Raw genomic sequence first — 15784 nt, forward strand, 5'->3', positions numbered from 1 at the left:
GATGGCTTTTATATCGCACACGATTAAAGCGAACACGATGTAATGGAGGTACCATGCCCACCAAGATCGCCTATTCCACCAGCGCAACCGCCACCGGCGGCGGCCGCAACGGCACATCCTCGGTCGACGACGGCAGCTTTACCGCCGCTCTTGTCCCCCCGAAAGAACTGGGCGGGCCGGAAGGCGACGCGCTCAATCCCGAAAAGCTGTTCGCGACCGGCTATGCCGGCTGTTTCCTGGGCGCGATGCGCTTCTACGCGCAGCAGAACGGCCTGACCGTGCCTGACGACGCCACGGTAACCGTAGAGGTCGGCATCGGCCCTCGCGAGGACCTGGGCTTTGGCCTGGACGTCAAGATCAAGGCCAGCCTGCCGGGCGTCGACGACGAGACCGCCAAGCAGATCATCGCGGGCGGGCACGGGGTCTGCCCCTATTCCAACGCGGTGACCAAGGGCCTGACGGTGACGCCGGAACTGGCCTGACACACCCGTCACCCTGCCTGACAGAAAAGAAAACGCGCGCCTCTGCCGGGGGCGCGCGTTTTTCGTGCTACGCTGGCCCACGTTTTCAAGCACGACTCAGGGAGATTCATTATGTGTGACGCATGTGTTATGAACGCGGTGAAGGACCGAATGCTGTCCCGCCGCAACTTCTTCAAGACAAGCGCCGCTGCCGGGGCAGCGACCGCTCTGGCCGCCACCGGCCAGCCGGTTCTGGCGGCGGCCCATGGCGGGGTCGAGGATCTGACCCACGAGCTTTATCCCGAATTCCCCACCTTCTTCGGCGAGCCGGGCTTTGCCATGGACCAGCTGTTTGAATTCAGCCAGCACGGGTTCAACCTGATGAACCTGACGATCAACGAACACACCGGCACCCATATCGACGCACCGCTGCACTTTTCGGGCGACGGCGCGGCGGTGAACGAAATCCCCGTAAGCCAGCTGGTCGCCCCGCTCTGCGTGGTCGACATCGCGGCCAAGGCGGCCGACGATCCCGATGCCCAGGTTACGCCGGACGACCTCAAGGCCTGGATCGCCGCCAATGGCGACATTCCCGACAACGCCTGCGTCGCGATGCATTCCGGATGGGCCGGCAAGGTCGACACCGAGGGTTTCCGCAATTTCGACGGCACCGTGATGCATTTCCCCGGCTTCCACGTCGAGGCCGCCATGATGCTGATGGAGGAAACCGGCGCGCAATCCATGGCCGTGGACACGCTGTCGCTCGATCACGGGCCATCGGCGGATTTCGCCACCCATTACGTCTGGCTGCCCACCGGCCGTTTCGGGATCGAGAATATCGCCGGGCTCGACCGCGTCCCGGCGGCCGGTGCGACCATCGTCGTGGGCGCGCCCAAGCATCGCGGGGGCAGCGGCGGCCCGTGCCGCATCTTCGCAATGGTCTGAAAAGCGTATTGCGCCAGCCACCACAGACCAGAAACCAGCCACGCGCCCCATGGGGCGCGTGTCCTTTTGACAGGAACTCCTGGTCTCAGCGGGGTGAGCGTTTGGCCAGGATGCGCTGCAAGGTCCGGCGATGCATGTTCAGCCGGCGCGCGGTCTCGGACACGTTGCGGTCGCACAATTCATAGACCCGCTGGATATGCTCCCACCGCACACGGTCGGCGCTCATCGGGTTTTCCGGCGGCGGCGGCAGATCGTCGGTCTTGGCCAGCAGCGCGTTGGTGATGTCGGTGGCGTCGGCGGGTTTCGACAGATAATCCGTCGCGCCGATCTTCACCGCGGCGACGGCTGTCGCGATCGCGCCGTAGCCCGTCAGCACCACCACCCGGCAATCCGGCCGCTTTTCCCGCAGCACCTCGACCACGTCGAGCCCGTTGCCGTCCTCCAGCCGCAGATCGACCACCGAATAGGCCGGCGGACGGGCCGTGGCGATGGCCGATCCGGCGGCGACCGACCCCGCGGTCTCCACCTCGAAACCGCGCTTTTCCATGGCCTTGGCCAAGCGCCTCAGAAACGGTTCGTCATCATCAACCAGCAAGAGCGTCCGATCGGGACCCAACTCTTCGATACTGCGTTCGGCCACCGGCGTTCCTCCCCAAACTGCATTGCAGGCGAAACTAGCCCGCGCCAGCGGTACGGTCAAACGATGGTATGCAATTGTATGGAATCAGACCTTGTCCAGAAAACAGGCCATCCGATCCGCCAGTTCCTCGGCCGGCAATTCTCGGCGGAAGTATTCCACGAACCCATGTTCGGGCAGCACGAAATAAGTGAAGGTCGAATGATCGACGAGGTAGAACTCATCCTCTGCGGGCTGGGCGCGGTAATAGGTGCGGTAGGCCTGGCTGGCCGCCTTGACCTGCGCGTCGTTACCGGTCAGCCCGATCATGCGCGGATGCATGTTGGCGGCGTAATCGGCCATTACATCGGGCGTGTCCCGCGCCGGGTCGATCGAGATGAAGACCGGCGTCACCATGTACCCCCGATCCTCCAGCAGATCGACCGCATCGGCATTGCGCACATTGTCCAGCGGACAGATATCCGGACAGAACGTGTAGCCGAAATAGATCAGCGTCGGGCCGGTGATCACATCCGCATCTGTCACGGTTTCGCCCTGCCCGTTCACCAGCTCGAACGGCCCGCCGATGGCCGCATCGCCTCCGGCCACGCGGGTGGTGCGGCAGTCGGCAAACACATCGCCGCCGCCGCGCGGCGCGGTCACGTACCAGATGCCGCCCACCAAGGCGGCAATCGCCACCGTCGCCGAAACCGCGGCAAGCTTGTTCATGACGTATATCCTTTGCGACACCGTTGATTACTGACCGCGTCAGACCTAAGACTTGGCGATCCGATCACAAGAGGACGAAAGCGCGCGGATGGCCGATATCGATCTTGGGCTGATCACCGAACATCAGCGCAGCAGCTGGATCCGCCTGCGGACGATGATCCTTCTGCGCTGGTTCGCGATCATCGGCCAGTTGACGGCGCTGACCGTGGCCCAGCAGCTCTACGATCTGCAGCTGGAACTGGGGCTGTGTTATCTGGCCGTCGGCGTGTCGGTGATCGGCAACCTGGTCGCCATCTTCGTCTTCCCGGAAAACAAGCGGCTGTCCGAGACGGAAAACCTCATGATGGTCATGTTCGACATGCTCCAGCTGGGGTTTCTGCTGTATCTCACCGGCGGGCTGCACAACCCGTTTTCTCTGCTGGTACTGGGGCCGGTCACGGTGTCGGCGGCGGTGCTGACCCTGCGGTCGACCATCCTGTTAGGGGTCACCGCCTTTCTGATGGTGTCCGCGCTGGTGTTCTACCACCTGCCCCTGCGCACCGAACAAGGGTTCATCCTGCGCATCGCGGATATCTTCGTTTACGGCCAATGGGCCGCGATCACCATCGCGCTGATCTTCATTTCCATCTATGCCCGCCGGATCACCCGCGAAATGCATTCGATGAGCGACGCGCTGGCGGCCACGCAGATGGCGCTGGCCCGGGCGCAAAAGCTGAACGATCTGGGCGGCGTCGTGGCTGCCGCGGCGCATGAGCTCGGCACGCCGCTGGCGACGATCAAGCTGACCTCGTCCGAACTGGCCGAAGAACTGGAAGACAATCCCGAGCTACAGGAAGACGCGCGTCTGATCCGCGATCAGGCCGACCGCTGCCGCGATATCCTGCGGTCGATGGGGCGCGCGGGCAAGGACGACCTGCACATGCGTAACGCCCCGCTGGTCGAGGTGATCCGCGAGGCCGCCGAGCCGCATGAAGGCCGCGGCAAGGACATCATCATCGAGGACGGCCCGGGCCCGGGGGGCGACTTTGCCCAGCCGCAGATCCTGCGTCGCCCCGAGGTGATCCACGGTCTGCGCAACCTCGTGCAGAACGCCGTCGACTTCGCCCGTTCCAAGATCTGGATCGAGGCGATGTGGACCGACGATGTCGTCTCGATCCGCATTCTCGACGACGGGCAGGGCTTCCCGCCGCATCTGATCGGGCGGATCGGCGACCCCTTCGTGCGCAAACGCCGAAGCGAGACCGACCGCAAGGTGCGGCCCGAATACGAAGGCATGGGGCTGGGGCTTTTCATCGCCAAGACCCTGTTGGAACGCTCGGGCGCCGAGCTCAGCTTTGCCAACGGGTCCGATCCGTTCCATCGTCTGAGCGGGACCAACGAACGCCGGGGCGCCATCGTCGAGGTCATCTGGCCCCGCGCCAAGATCGTGCCCGAGCCGCTCCCGCCCGGAACGCTGATCGGGGAAAACCAGCCTTTCGAGACGTGAACCCCCGGATTTTGCCGCAACATCCGGAGACCTTAATGCAGTGTTAACCTTCCCGGGCGACGCTGGGGGCTTGGATCCGGCCGCAAGAAGGAGACGCCCGTTGGAACATCTTTTGGCGCTTGGCATCGGGTCCGGCGCCGGACTTGCGGCGGTTGCGGCGCTGGTCCTTTTCAGCGGACAGCTTCGCCTTGGCCGCGCCACGCCGCTCCGGTCGCCCGATCGGATCGAATTCTTCTTGCAGGACGGCGTCGTCGTGGATCTGACGCCAGACGCCCGGCAATTGTCCGAGACCGCCCGCCAAACCGTCGAGACGTGGGACGACCTCTGCGCGCTCTTCGCGCAACGCTTTCCCGACATGCCCGCGGCGCCGCCCGACACCCAGATACTGTGCCGGGCGCTTGACGATCCCGGCACGTTCCTGCGGATCGCGCCCGCGCGCGGCATGACCCGGGTGGCGCTGGAATGCACCCCGCCCAAGGCCGGCGATCTGCACATCCGGTCCTTGCGCAGCACCGAACTGCAATTGCTGCGCTCGGCCATGGTCGCCGCGCCCAGCCCGATCTGGCAATCGGATCGCGCGGGCACGGTCTTTTGGCACAACGCGGCCTACCGCACACTTTGCGCCCGGCTGCACCGCGATCCGGACGACAGTTCGCCGTTCGACGTAACGCTTCCTGAAAACGGCGAAACCCATACCATGCGTATCAGCGTCGAGGACGACGCCGGCAACAAGCTCTGGTTCGAGGTCACGACCAAGCGGAACAAAGATCGCTGGCTGCATTTCGCCGTCGACATCGACGCCATCGTCACCGCTGAAATCGCGCAACGCAACTTTCTGCAGACCCTGACCAAGACCTTTGCGCATCTGCCCACCGGCCTTGCGGTATTCGACCGCGACCGACGGCTGGTGCTGTTCAACCCGGCTCTGATCGACCTGACCGCGCTGCCCGCCGATTTCCTCAGCAACCGCCCCAACCTGGCCAGCTTTTTCGACCACATGCGCGAAAACCGGATGATGCCCGAGCCGAAGGATTACAAATCCTGGCGCGAACATATGGCCGACCTGACCGACGCCGCCCGGCACGACCGCTACAGCGAAACCTGGAACCTGCCCTCGGGCCTGACCTACAAGATCACCGGCCGTCCGCATCCCGACGGTGCGGTCGCCTTCCTGCTCGAGGACATCAGCGCCGAGATTTCGCTGACACGCCGCTTCCGGTCGGAACTGGAACTAAGCCAATCCGTGCTCGACGCCTTCGACGACGCGGTCGCGGTCTTTTCGCAGCTTGGCGTGCTGACCTTTTGCAACGCCGCCTATCGCGATCTGTGGGGATGCGACCCCGACAGCGCCTTTGCCGAGATGAGCATTCTGGACACCACCCGGCAATGGCAGCAACGCTGCGAACCCAGCCCGGTCTGGCCCGACCTGCGCGAATTCGTGCTGAACATTCGCGACCGCGCCGGGTGGGAGGCGGAATTGCAGATGCGGGACGGCACCGACCTGACCTGCTTTGTGGAACCGGTCATCGCCGGGGCCACGATGGTCCGCTTTCAGCACAACGCGCGCAGTACGCGCCCGGCGCAATTGATGATCGCCGACGCGGGCGAATGATCGCGCTTGCGGCCGCCGTTCGGGGCAGTATCCTTGCCGAATGTCGTCCTCCTCGCATGTGCTTCTTTCCCGGTCACCCGATGACACCGCGCGGCACGCGCGCCGGATCGGGGCAGCGCTGCGTGCGGGCGATGTGATCCTGCTGACCGGCAGCATCGGCGCTGGCAAGACCCATTTCGCCCGCGCCCTGATCCAGTCGCTGCTGGACCCGCCCGAGGACGTTCCCTCGCCGACCTTCACGCTCGTCCAGACCTACGACACGCCGAAGGGCGAGCTTTGGCATGCCGACCTCTACCGCCTGGGCGATCCGGATCAATGCGTGGAGCTTGGGCTGACGGAGGCGTTCGAAACCGCCATCTGCCTTGTGGAATGGCCCGAAATCCTCGGCGACATGGTGCCCGCCCGCGCCCTGCGGATCGGCTTTGACACCGGACCCGACGAAGACACCCGCCGCCTGACCTTCACCTGGACCGATCCGCGCTGGGACGGCGTTCTGGCCGGGCTTGCCGCATGAACGACTTTCTGCAGAGCATCGGTTGGGCCAAGGCCAGGCGCGCGCCGCTCGCCGGGGACGCCTCTTCAAGGCGCTACTGGCGACTGTCGCAGGAGGGGCAGAGCGCCATTCTGATGGCCGATCCCGACGGCGACATCCCCCGGTTTGCCCACCTCGCCAGACACCTGCGCGACCTCGGGCTCAGCGCGCCCGACATCCTGGCCGAGGCGCCGGGATATCTGCTGCTCGAGGATCTGGGCGACGAACTTTTCGCGGCGCTCTGCGACACCGACCCGACGCTGGAACGCAGCCTCTACATCGCCGCGACGGACGTGCTGATCGCTCTGCACCGTCACCCGGCCCCCGAAGGTCTGTCTGTCGCCGACCCGCCGCAATTGGCCCGGATGACCGACCTTGCCTTCGACTGGTATCTGACCGGCGCAACCGGCCAAGCCGACGACCGCGCCAAGCACGCCGCCATCTCGATATTCGACACTGTTCTGGCCCAGCACACGCCAATTGCCGATGTCATGATCCTGCGCGACTACCACGCCGAGAACCTGATCTGGCTACCGAACCGGCCCGCTCCGGCGAACGTGGGGCTGCTGGATTTTCAGGATGCGATGCGCGGTCACCGGGCCTATGACCTCGTCTCGCTTCTGCGCGACGCGCGGCGCGACGTGACCGACGACACCGCGTCGGCGGTCGTCGCGCATTACCTCCGCGCCACTGGAGCTGACGAAATGGCGTTCGGCGCGGCCTTCGCCGCGCTTGGGGTGCAGCGCAACCTGCGGATCCTCGGTGTCTTTGCACGGCTCTCCCGGCAAAGCGGCAAGCCCCGGTATATCGACCTGATCCCGCGCGTCTGGGGGCATCTGCAGCGCGACCTTGCGCATCCGGCGCTGTCCCCTTTACAGGATATTCTGGCTGTCCTCCCGGCCCCGACCGCGGACATCCTGAACCGGCTGAGGGCGGCATGACCCGCGCCGTAATGCTCTTTGGCGCGGGGTTCGGCACGCGCATGGGGACCCTGACCAAGGACCGGCCCAAACCACTGATCGAGGTCGCCGGCAAGCCGCTGCTCGACCACGCGCTCGACCTTGCCGCGCACATTCCCCGCCGCGTCGTGAACGCGCATTACCACGCCGACCAGATCGTCGCGCATCTGGCGGGCACCTCCACCCGCGTCTCGGTCGAGACGCCCGACATCCTCGACACCGGCGGCGGGCTGCGGGCTGCGCTGCCGCTTCTGGACACCGATCCGGTAATGACCCTGAACACGGACGCGATCTGGCGCGGGCCGAACGCCCTGCGCCTGCTCGAAAGCCTTTGGGAGCCCGATCGGATGGACGCGCTGCTGCTCTGCGTGCCGCTTGGCCGGGCGCGGGGGCGCACGGGCGGTGGGGACTTTGCGCTGAAGGCTGACGGCCAGCTGAAGCGCGGCGGCGATCTGGTCTATACCGGCGCGCAGATCCTCAAGACCGACCGTGTCGCGCGCATCCAAGACCGTGTTTTCAGCCTGAATAGGGTCTGGAATGACATAGCCGCCGACAACCGTCTCTTCGGCGCGATTTACCCGGGCCATTGGTGCGACGTCGGGCATCCGGGCGGCATTGCCGAGGCCGAAAGCCTGCTGGGGGACCGCGATGTTTGAACCGTCGGACAAGGCCCGCGTCTTTGCCCTCCCGCCCGGGGTCGATTTCCCTCAGGCGCTGGTCGACGGCCTGCGCGCCCGCCTCGCCGGCGCACCGCACGAGGCGATGGCCCGGGTCGAGCTGATCGTGAACACCCGCCGCATGGCGCGGCGCATCGAGGATATCTTTCACGCCGGCCCGCCGACCCTTCTGCCACGTATCCGGCTGGTCACCGACCTTGCCGACCCGGCGGATCCCGAAACGCCGCCCCCGCCCGTATCCGATCTGCGGCGGCGGCTGGAGCTGACGGATCTCGTTGCCAAGCTGATCGAGGCACAGCCGGACCTTGCGCCCAGCGCCGCGCTCTTCGATCTGTCCGACAGTCTGGCGACACTGATGGACGAAATGCAGATCGAGGGCGTGCTGCCCGAGGCGATCCGCACCCTCGACGTCAGCGACGAGTCCGGCCATTGGCTGCGCGCGCTCGAATTCGTCAAGATCGCGCAAAGCTATTTCGACGGCAGCACGACCCACCCAGACAGCGCCACGGTCCAGCGTCTGGCAACCGAACGGCGGTTGGCGCTGTGGGCCAAGGCCCCGCCCGCGCACCCCGTCATCCTCGCCGGGTCGACCGGGTCGCGCGGCACCACGCTGGCGCTGATGCAGGCCGCCGCGCGGCTGCCGCAGGGGGCGCTGGTGCTGCCGGGGTTCGACTTTGACATGCCCGCAAGGATCTGGACCTCGCTGACCGAGGCCCTGACGGGCGAGGATCACCCGCAGTTCCGCTTTGCCCGGCTGATGCGGGACCTGTCTCTGGACCCCGGCGATATCGGACGGTGGTCCGGCGCCGAGGCACCCAGCCCGGCGCGCAACCGGCTGCTGTCGCTCGCGCTGCGGCCCGCGCCGGTGACGCATCAATGGCTCGACGAAGGGCCCGGTCTGGGCCCGCTTTCCGCCGGAACAGAGACTGTTTCGCTGATCGAGGCCCCCTCGCCGCGTGACGAGGCGCTGGCCATAGCGCTGCGGCTGCGGCAAGCGGCCGAGGACGGCCAGCGCGCGGCGCTGATCACCCCGGACCGGATGCTGACGCGTCAGGTCAGCGCCGCGCTCGACCGATGGAACATTCTGCCCGACGACAGCGCCGGCATTCCCGCGCAGCTGACCCCGCCCGGGCGGTTTCTGCGCCATGTCGCGGCGCTTTTCGGTCAGGAGCTGACGGCAGAGGCGCTTTTGACCCTACTGAAACACCCTCTGACCCATCGCGGCGCGGACCGTGGCCAGCACCTGCTGAACACCCGCGATCTGGAGCTGCACATCAGGCGCAAGGCCTGGCCTTATCCCAAACCCGACGCGATCGCCGATTGGGCCACCGCGCGCGATCAGGCCGCCTGGGGCCAGTGGATCGCCGACAGCTTTTGCCAGCCGCCCGTCACCGGCAAACGTCCGCTGGCCGATTGGGTCGCGCAGCACATCGCGCGTGCCGAAGGCATCGTCGCCGGTTCCGGGTCTGCCGATGCGTCGGAACTCTGGGCGGAGAATGCCGGTCGCGAAGTGCAGAAAATCGTCACCGAACTGACCCAAGAGGCCGGTTTCGGCACCGATCTGGATGCCCGCGACTACGACGCGCTCTTTGCCGCGATCCTGTCGCGCGGTGAGGTGCGCAACCCCGATACGCCGCATCCCGATATCCTGATCTGGGGCACGCTCGAGGCGCGGGTGATGGGCGCCGATCTGCTGATCCTCGGTGGGCTCAACGAAGGCAGCTGGCCCGAGGCCCCCGCCGCCGACCCCTGGCTGAACCGCCGGATGCGCGATCAGGCGGGTCTTTTGCTGCCCGAACGGCGGATCGGCCTGTCGGCGCACGATTTCCAGCAGGCCGCCTCTGCGCCCGAGGTCTGGCTGACCCGCGCGGTGAAATCCGACGATGCCGAGACCGTGCCCTCGCGCTGGCTAAACCGGCTGATGAACCTGATGCGCGGCCTGCCCGATCAGGGCGGGGCCGAAGCGCTGGAAGCGATGCGCGCACGAGGCGACCTCTGGCTGCGCCTTGCACAAGAGCTGGAGCGCCCCGAACCCGCGCTGGCGGCCACCCGTCCTTCGCCCGCGCCCCCGGCCGAGGCGCGCCCGCGCCGGATGTCGGTGACCGAGGTCAAGCGGCTGGTGCGCGATCCCTTTGCGATCTACGCCAAACACGTTCTGCGGCTGCGCCCGCTGGACCCTTTGCAACGCCCGCCCGACGCCCTATTGCGGGGCATTCTGGTGCACCGGATCCTCGACAGCTTTGTGCGCGAAACAGTCTCTGATCCGGCGCAACTGCGCCCTGATGCCTTGCTGACAGAGGCACGCAACGTTCTGGGCGATCCCGACACCGTCCCTTTCCCGACCATCCGGCATCTCTGGCTGGCCCGGCTCGCGCGGGCGGCCGAATGGTTCGTGGATACCGAAAGGACCCGGCAAGCGCTGGCCACACCCGCGCATTTCGAAACATCCGGCAAGGCGGTCCTGCCCGCATCGGGCTTTACCCTGACCGGCACCGCCGACCGGATCGACATTGACGACCGCGGCGGCGCCTATGTCTACGATTACAAAACCGGCCCGGCGCCGTCCGAGGCGCAGCAAAGGAATTTCGACAAGCAATTGCTGCTCGAGGCGGCGATGATCGAACAGGGCGCGTTCGAAAACCTGCGCCCGTCGCATGTGGAACGGGCCGTGTTCGTGTCGGTCGGCGCATCGCGGGCCGAGGTTGCGGCACCGCTGGACGAGTCCCCGCCCCAGCAGACCTGGCAGGAATTCGAGGCGCTGGTCACCGCCTATCTCGACCCCGATCAGGGCTTCACCGCCCGGCGGGCGATGTTCAAGGACGAGGACGTTTCCGACTATGACCATCTGGCGCGGTTCGGCGAATGGGACGGGGCGGACAAGGCCAGGAAGGTGCGCCTGAAATGATCCCGAACGACGCCACCCTGCGGCAGATCCAGGCCGCGCGGCCCGATGCTTCGACCTGGCTGTCGGCCAATGCCGGGTCGGGCAAGACGCGGGTGCTGACCGACCGTGTCGCGCGGCTCTTGCTGGAGGGCGTGCGGCCCGAGCATATCCTCTGCCTGACCTACACCAAGGCCGCCGCCTCCGAGATGCAGAACCGGTTGTTCAAGCGGCTCGGCAGCTGGGCGATGCTGGGTGAAGAGGCTCTGCGCAAGGAGCTGGACGATCTTGGCGTCGGCGGCGCCGACCTGGGCCCCGACGCTTTGCGCGCCGCGCGCACGCTCTTTGCCCGCGCGATCGAGGCGCCGGGGGGGCTGCGGATCCAGACGATCCATTCGTTCTGCGCGGCCCTGCTGCGGCGCTTCCCGCTCGAGGCGCAGGTCAGCCCGCAGTTCCAGGAGATGGAGGACCGCGCCGCCGAACTCTTGCGCGCCGATATCCTCGACCGGATGGCCGAGGGGCCGCTGGCGCATCTGGTCGAGGGGATCGCCGAGCATCTGACCAACGACACGCCCGACCGGTTCCTCGCCGACATCACCCGGCTGCGCGACGCCTTCGGCGCGATGGACGAGGGGTCGATCCGCAGCGGTTATGGGCTCCAACCCGGGGAGGACGCCGACAGTCTTCTGGCGTGCGTGTTCCTCGGGGGTGAGCTGGACATGCTTGCCGGCATGGTGCCCGATCTGCGCGCATCAGGTGCCAATGACAACAAGCTGGCCGATGCGATCCAGGCGCTGAAAGGCCCCGATCTGGCCGCGTTAGAGACGCTTGAGGGCGTGTTCCTGACCGGAAAGAGCGCCAAGGAGCCGTTCACCGCCAAGCTCGGGTCGGTGCCGACGAAGGGCCTGCAAAACGGCGCGCTGGCCGCCGTCATGCCGCGCTTTGAGGACCTGATGCGCCGCGTCGAGGCCGCCCGCGACACCCGGCTGGCCCTGGCCGCCGCCGAGCGCGACATCGCGCTCTGGCGGTTCGCCCATACCTTCCTGCCGCTCTATGAGGCCGAGAAACTGGGGCGCGGCTGGCTCGACTTCGACGACCTGATCGCCAAGGCGCGCGACCTGCTCAGCGACAGCGCGGTGGCGGAATGGGTGCTTTACCGGCTGGACGGCGGCATCGACCATATTCTCGTGGACGAGGCGCAGGACACCAGCCCCGTGCAATGGCAGGTGATCGAACGGCTGGCGCATGAATTCACCAGCGGCAGCGGCGCGCGGTCGGACGTGAGGCGGACGATCTTTGTCGTGGGCGACAAGAAACAGTCGATCTATTCCTTCCAAGGCGCCGATCCCACCGAATTCGACCGCATGTGCGCCGATTTCCGCGACCGACTGAAAGACACCGACGCGCCGCTGTCGCAGCTGACGCTGGAATACAGCTTTCGCTCGGCCGAGCCGATCCTGCGGGCGGTCGACAACACCTTCGAGGGGCGGGTCGAGGCCGGTTTTGCGCAGGATCAGAAACATTATGCCTTTCAGGCCGAGATGCCCGGCCGCGTCGATCTCTGGCCCGTGGTCGAGACCGTCAGGGACGACGCGGACGGGCCCTGGTACGAACCGGTGGACCGCGTCGGCGCGCAGCATCATACCGTCACGCTGGCCAACCGCATCGCGCAATTCATCCGCGACACCATCGGCACGCCCCTGCCCGGCGAGCGGGCCGAGACCGGAGGCTATGCCGCGCGGCCCGTCCATGCGGGCGATTTCCTGATCCTCGTGCGGACGCGCTCGCGGCTTTTCCAGGAGATCATCCGCGCCTGCAAGCAGCACGAATTGCCCATCGCCGGGGCGGACCGGCTGCGCGTCATGGCCGAACTGGCGGTGCGCGACATCGGCGCGCTGCTGGCATTCCTCGCCACGCCCGAGGACGACCTGTCGCTGGCCACCGCGCTGCGCTCGCCGCTCTTCGGGCTGGACGAACAGACGCTCTTCGATCTGGCGCACCGCCGGCCCGAGAAACGCTTTCTCTGGGAAGAGTTGCGCCTGCGTAGAGACGAATTTCCCGCCGTTCTGGCCGTGCTCGACGATCTGCGCGACCAGACCGATTTCCTGCGCCCCTACGACCTGATCGAACGCATCCTGACGCGCCATCGCGGACGGCGGCTGTTGCTCGGGCGGCTCGGGGACGAGGCGGAGGACGGGATCAACGCCCTGCTCGCCCAGGCCCTGGCCTATGAACAGACCGAGGTGCCGTCGCTGACCGGCTTCCTGCACTGGATGCAGACCGACGATCTGCAGATCAAGCGCGCACCGGATGCCGCCGGGCACCGGGTTCGGGTGATGACCGTTCACGGCGCCAAGGGGCTCGAAGCGCCCATCGTAATCCTGCCCGATTGCGCCAAGCGCAACGACACCGTCCGGGGCGACCTTCTGACAGATCGCGATGGCGTGCTCTGGCGGCAAAGGACCGAGGATCAGCCCGCCCGCCAGCGTCAGGCCATCGCCGACGCCCGCACAAAGCGTCAGCAAGAGGACGACCGTCTGCTCTACGTGGCGATGACGCGGGCCGAAAAATGGCTGATTGTCGCCGCGGCGGGCAATCTGGACACCAGGAATGGCGAGGATTGGTACAGCCGCGTTGCGGACGGCGTGCTGACCTCGGGCGGCCAGCCGCATCCTTTCGATTTCGCCGATCTGGGGCGGGGCGAGGGGCTGCGGCTGTCCTCTGGCTGGCCCGCGCAGGTCGATGCCGCGGCCCCGCCCTTTTCCCCCGACGCCGTCACCCTGCCCGCGCAGTTCCTTGAGCCCGTCACACCTCCTGTAGAGGCCCCGCCGGTCCTGACGCCCTCGGACCTCGGCGGCGCAAAGGCGCTGCCTGGCCCCGATAACGAGGACACGCCCGAGGCGATGCGGCGCGGCACGCTGATCCACCACTTGCTGGAACACCTGCCCCGCCTGCCCTTCGGCGACCGGGTCGCCCGCGCCCCCGCCATTCTGGCCGCCGCAGAGCCTGATGCCACGGACGCCCCCGCCCTGATCGCCGAGGCGCTGGCCGTGCTCGATGCCGCCCCCTGCGCGCGGTTCTTTCAGCCCGGCACGCTGGCCGAGGTGCCGCTTAGCGCCGCCATCGGGGCGGATGGCCAGCGCGTTTATGGAATTGTCGACCGCCTGATCGTGACGCCCGACAAGATCACCGCGGTCGATTTCAAGACCAACCGGACAATTCCCGAAACCGCCGCGCAGGTGCCGGAGGGCTTTCTGCGCCAGATGGGCGCCTATGCGCTTGCCCTGTCGCAGATCTATCCCGGGCGCGAGATCGAAACCGGCATTCTCTGGACCCGATCCGCCAGCTACATGCCGTTACCTCAGGATCTTGTGACAGCGGCCCTTGGTCGGCGGGCCACATCTTGACGCTGGCCGCCCCGGTCCATACCTTCCCTGCTAAGACCGAGTCCCATTCTCATTCCAGGAGACCGAAATATGGCCACCGTTGCCGCCACCGATGCCACCTTTGACGCCGAAGTCAAAAACGCCGACGTTCCCGTCGTCGTCGATTTCTGGGCTGAATGGTGTGGCCCCTGTAAACAGATCGGCCCCGCGCTCGAAGAGCTGTCGAACGAATACGACGGCAAGATCAAGGTCGTGAAGGTCGATGTCGACCAGAACCCCAACACCGCCGCCGCCCTGGGCGTGCGCGGCATTCCCGCGCTCTTCATGTTCAAGGACGGCGAGGTGATCTCGAACCGCACCGGCGCGGCCCCCAAGGCGGCGCTGCAAAGCTGGATCAACGACGCGATCTGAGCCCGGCTCTTTTGCCTTTCAGGACGCCGCCTCGACCGGGGCGGCGTTTTTCATTGCGCCGCCAGGGGGTCGGCGAAGACACGGGCCACGAGCGATTTCAGACCGGCCCAGCGGCGCTCCTGCGCGGCGCTGCGCATATGCGGCAGCCCCCACCAATCCGCCAGAACCCGGTGACGCAGCAGCAGGCGCACCGAAGGGTCCGCCGGGCCGACGAGGGTATAGCCCTCGAAAAACGCCTCGGACGCGGCGGGCGGCAGAACCTCGCCCGCAGGGATATCGGCATGACGGGTGCGGAGCGTGGCGTAATCGACCAGCAGCCGCGCCAGATCGTGCCCCACCGGCACCACGTTTCCGCCGGCAAAATCGATGCCCCAGACGCCGCCCTCGCCGACAAGCACGTTGCGCATGTGCAGGTCGCCATGGGTCTGCGCGGTCACCGTGTGCTGCCCTTCGAAATCGGCCTGCCTGTCGCAGAGGTAGGCGGCGCAGCGCAGAAAGGCCTCCGGCTCCGGCACCATCCGTTCGCCGCGCTGAAGCTCTCCAACGATGCGGCGCAGGTAATCGAGGGTGAATTTCGGCTGGAAAACGCGCCCCTCTCCAAGCCCGCTGCGATGGAACCCGGCGGCCCAGGCGCCGACGGCGCGCAGGATGGCGCCGTGATTGGCGCCTTCCGGTTCCAGACGTACCGACAGGGGCTCGGCGTCGACCATGGCCATCACGCAGCTTTGCGCGCGCACGTCGAAGGTGAAAAGCTCTGGCACGCCGTCGGGGTAGCCGTCATGCGCGGCAAGATGCGCGGCCATCGCCTGCATGAATGCCTCGGGCCGCTTTGGGCGCGCTTCGTGTTTCAGCACCAATTGACGCCCGTCCTTATGCCTCATCCGCATGACGATCCGTGCAACCCGGAAATCTTCACGCCGGGCCATCGGGTCGGAGCGCCAGTCGCTGGCGCGCAACCCTGCCTCGACCGCAAGCGCGGGCCAATGTCGCATGGCCGCGTCCGCCAGAGGATCGCGCAGCATTTTCATCCTTTGCTCCTTGCGCTATGCCTGCCCTGCAATGCGACCGCCTTGCGCGACCAATGTCCAG

The 15784-nt window shown here is 66.7% G+C and carries 13 protein-coding genes; 10 read left to right on the forward strand and 3 right to left on the reverse strand.

Features of this window, described 5'->3' with window-relative positions; all coding sequences use genetic code 11:
• Positions 1-53 precede the first annotated feature (53 nt).
• Both RXV88_RS06160 and RXV88_RS06165 read left to right on the forward strand, forming a co-directional pair.
• Positions 54-482, forward strand: coding sequence for an organic hydroperoxide resistance protein (locus RXV88_RS06160; RefSeq protein WP_316291232.1), 429 nt, complete (start codon positions 54-56; stop codon positions 480-482).
• Positions 483-593: 111 nt separating this feature from the next.
• Positions 594-1406 (forward strand): cyclase family protein, encoded by an 813-nt coding sequence (locus RXV88_RS06165; RefSeq protein ID WP_316291233.1) that lies wholly within the window; start codon positions 594-596, stop codon positions 1404-1406.
• A gap of 85 nt (positions 1407-1491) precedes the next feature.
• Here RXV88_RS06165 and RXV88_RS06170 read toward each other — a convergent pair whose 3' ends face one another.
• Together RXV88_RS06170 and RXV88_RS06175 are read right to left on the reverse strand one after the other, a co-directional pair.
• Positions 1492-2046 (reverse strand): ActR/PrrA/RegA family redox response regulator transcription factor, encoded by a 555-nt coding sequence (locus RXV88_RS06170; RefSeq protein WP_316291234.1) that lies wholly within the window; start codon positions 2044-2046, stop codon positions 1492-1494.
• An 84-nt stretch (positions 2047-2130) separates the two neighbouring features.
• Positions 2131-2751: an SCO family protein gene (locus RXV88_RS06175; protein ID WP_316291235.1), complete on the reverse strand. Its 621-nt coding sequence runs from the start codon at positions 2749-2751 to the stop codon at positions 2131-2133.
• 88 nt (positions 2752-2839) lie between these two features.
• On the opposite strand from RXV88_RS06175, the gene regB reads away from it, so the two are divergent.
• The 8 genes from regB to trxA all read left to right on the forward strand — a co-directional run bounded on the left by regB (position 2840) and on the right by trxA (position 14695).
• Positions 2840-4237: a sensor histidine kinase RegB gene (regB, locus tag RXV88_RS06180; protein ID WP_316291236.1), complete on the forward strand. Its 1398-nt coding sequence runs from the start codon at positions 2840-2842 to the stop codon at positions 4235-4237.
• Between the two features lie 100 nt (positions 4238-4337).
• Positions 4338-5849 (forward strand): PAS-domain containing protein, encoded by a 1512-nt coding sequence (locus RXV88_RS06185; RefSeq protein ID WP_316291237.1) that lies wholly within the window; start codon positions 4338-4340, stop codon positions 5847-5849.
• 40 nt (positions 5850-5889) lie between these two features.
• On the forward strand, positions 5890-6363 hold the full coding sequence (gene tsaE / locus RXV88_RS06190) for a tRNA (adenosine(37)-N6)-threonylcarbamoyltransferase complex ATPase subunit type 1 TsaE (protein ID WP_316291238.1): 474 nt from the start codon (positions 5890-5892) through the stop codon (positions 6361-6363).
• Complete coding sequence (locus RXV88_RS06195; RefSeq protein WP_316291239.1) at positions 6360-7322, forward strand: aminoglycoside phosphotransferase family protein; 963 nt, start codon at positions 6360-6362, stop codon at positions 7320-7322. Before tsaE ends, RXV88_RS06195 begins: the two co-directional genes overlap by 4 nt.
• Positions 7319-7996 carry a nucleotidyltransferase family protein gene (locus RXV88_RS06200; RefSeq protein ID WP_316291240.1) on the forward strand — a complete coding sequence of 226 codons (678 nt, stop codon included), beginning with the start codon at positions 7319-7321 and terminating at the stop codon, positions 7994-7996. The genes RXV88_RS06195 and RXV88_RS06200 overlap by 4 nt, the downstream gene beginning before the upstream one ends.
• Entirely contained in the window at positions 7989-10922 is a 2934-nt protein-coding gene (gene addB, locus RXV88_RS06205) for a double-strand break repair protein AddB (RefSeq protein WP_316291241.1), read from the forward strand. Before RXV88_RS06200 ends, addB begins: the two co-directional genes overlap by 8 nt.
• Positions 10919-14305: a double-strand break repair helicase AddA gene (gene addA, locus RXV88_RS06210; protein ID WP_316291242.1), complete on the forward strand. Its 3387-nt coding sequence runs from the start codon at positions 10919-10921 to the stop codon at positions 14303-14305. Before addB ends, addA begins: the two co-directional genes overlap by 4 nt.
• Positions 14306-14374: 69 nt before the next feature.
• Entirely contained in the window at positions 14375-14695 is a 321-nt protein-coding gene (gene trxA, locus RXV88_RS06215) for a thioredoxin (protein WP_316291243.1), read from the forward strand.
• A gap of 50 nt (positions 14696-14745) precedes the next feature.
• Here trxA and RXV88_RS06220 read toward each other — a convergent pair whose 3' ends face one another.
• Positions 14746-15723 carry a phosphotransferase family protein gene (locus tag RXV88_RS06220; protein WP_316291244.1) on the reverse strand — a complete coding sequence of 326 codons (978 nt, stop codon included), beginning with the start codon at positions 15721-15723 and terminating at the stop codon, positions 14746-14748.
• Positions 15724-15784: the final 61 nt, after the last annotated feature.

This window comes from Aestuariicoccus sp. MJ-SS9 (genome assembly GCF_032586235.1).
Taxonomy (GTDB): Bacteria; Pseudomonadota; Alphaproteobacteria; order Rhodobacterales; family Rhodobacteraceae; genus Aestuariicoccus.

Coding starts and splice junctions, on each gene's coding strand:
- RXV88_RS06160 (WP_316291232.1), top strand. CDS start 54: ATGCCCACCAAGATCGCCTATTCCACCAGCGCAACCGCCACCGGCGGC.
- regB (WP_316291236.1), top strand. CDS start 2,840: ATGGCCGATATCGATCTTGGGCTGATCACCGAACATCAGCGCAGCAGC.
- RXV88_RS06175 (WP_316291235.1), bottom strand. CDS start 2,751: ATGAACAAGCTTGCCGCGGTTTCGGCGACGGTGGCGATTGCCGCCTTG.
- RXV88_RS06195 (WP_316291239.1), top strand. CDS start 6,360: ATGAACGACTTTCTGCAGAGCATCGGTTGGGCCAAGGCCAGGCGCGCG.
- RXV88_RS06165 (WP_316291233.1), top strand. CDS start 594: ATGTGTGACGCATGTGTTATGAACGCGGTGAAGGACCGAATGCTGTCC.
- addA (WP_316291242.1), top strand. CDS start 10,919: ATGATCCCGAACGACGCCACCCTGCGGCAGATCCAGGCCGCGCGGCCC.
- RXV88_RS06220 (WP_316291244.1), bottom strand. CDS start 15,723: ATGAAAATGCTGCGCGATCCTCTGGCGGACGCGGCCATGCGACATTGG.
- RXV88_RS06200 (WP_316291240.1), top strand. CDS start 7,319: ATGACCCGCGCCGTAATGCTCTTTGGCGCGGGGTTCGGCACGCGCATG.
- tsaE (WP_316291238.1), top strand. CDS start 5,890: ATGTCGTCCTCCTCGCATGTGCTTCTTTCCCGGTCACCCGATGACACC.
- trxA (WP_316291243.1), top strand. CDS start 14,375: ATGGCCACCGTTGCCGCCACCGATGCCACCTTTGACGCCGAAGTCAAA.
- addB (WP_316291241.1), top strand. CDS start 7,989: ATGTTTGAACCGTCGGACAAGGCCCGCGTCTTTGCCCTCCCGCCCGGG.